Here is a 1054-nt window from a genome sequence, read left to right as displayed (position 1 = left end):
CCTTCTCCATCGCCAACGACGTCGCGAAGTACTTCGCGATCATCCCGGCCATGTTCGCCGTCGTCTACCCGGGCCTCGACAAGCTCAACATCATGGGCCTGCACTCGCCGAACTCGGCGATCCTGTCCGCCGTCATCTTCAACGCGCTGATCATCATCGCGCTCGTCCCGCTCGCCCTCAAGGGCGTCCGGTACAAGCCGACCAGCGCCGACAGGATGCTCCGCCGCAACCTCGGGATCTACGGACTCGGCGGCCTGATCGCCCCGTTCATCGGCATCAAGATCATCGACATGCTCATCACCCTCATCCCGGGAATCGGCTGACCTCCATGAACAACTCCGTAAGCAACACAGCACGGTTGATCGGGGCGGGTCTGCGGGCCCTGCTGGTCCTCACGGTCGTCTGCGGCGTGCTCTACCCGCTGGCCGTCACCGGAATCGCCCAGGCCCTGTTCAACGACGAGGCCAACGGCTCCGAGATCAAGGACAAGAGCGGCCGGGTCGTCGGCTCCTCCCTCATCGGCCAGACGTACAACCTGCCCAAGCAGAACCCCGACGACCCGGAAGAGGCGGCCAAGCCGGACCTCAAGTGGTTCCAGCCGCGCCCCTCCAACGGCCTCGGCTCCAACAGCATCAACACCCAGTACTCCCTGGTCCTCTCCGGCGCCACCAACAAGGCCGGCGACAACCCGGACCTGGTCAAGACGGTCGAGGACGCCAAGGCCGCGGTCGTCGCGGACAACACGACGGCCTCGTACACGGTGAAGCCGCAGGACGTCCCGGCCGACGCCGTCACCTCGTCCGGCTCCGGCCTGGACCCGCACATCTCCCCGGAGTACGCCCGGATCCAGGTCCACCGGGTCGCCGAGCGGAACCACCTCGACGTCGGGCAGGTCGACAGGCTCGTCGCCGGCCACACCAGCGGCCGCACCCTCGGCTTCATGGGCGAGCCCCGCGTCAACGTCCTGGAGCTCAACACCGCCCTCGAGGCGCTGACCAAGAGCTGATGGCGTGCTTCCCGCGGACGGGGAACCGGTGGGGCGCACAGGCTCCTG

Annotated in this window: 1 protein-coding gene and 1 pseudogene; both read left to right on the top strand. The window is 67.3% G+C overall.

Features of this window, described 5'->3' with window-relative positions; all coding sequences use genetic code 11:
• Positions 1 to 323: pseudogene (locus ACFXA3_RS42930) on the top strand (potassium-transporting ATPase subunit B); the annotation flags it as partial.
• Positions 324 to 328: 5 nt separating this feature from the next.
• Positions 329 to 1006 (top strand): potassium-transporting ATPase subunit C, encoded by a 678-nt coding sequence (locus tag ACFXA3_RS42925; RefSeq protein WP_385197050.1) that lies wholly within the window; start codon positions 329 to 331, stop codon positions 1004 to 1006.
• Positions 1007 to 1054: the final 48 nt, after the last annotated feature.

This window comes from Streptomyces sp. NPDC059456 (assembly GCF_042750055.1).
In the GTDB taxonomy this organism is placed as follows: Bacteria; Actinomycetota; Actinomycetes; order Streptomycetales; family Streptomycetaceae; genus Streptomyces.
Note: the sequence above shows the minus strand (reverse complement) of the source record. Positions and strands in the feature narration are given on the sequence as shown.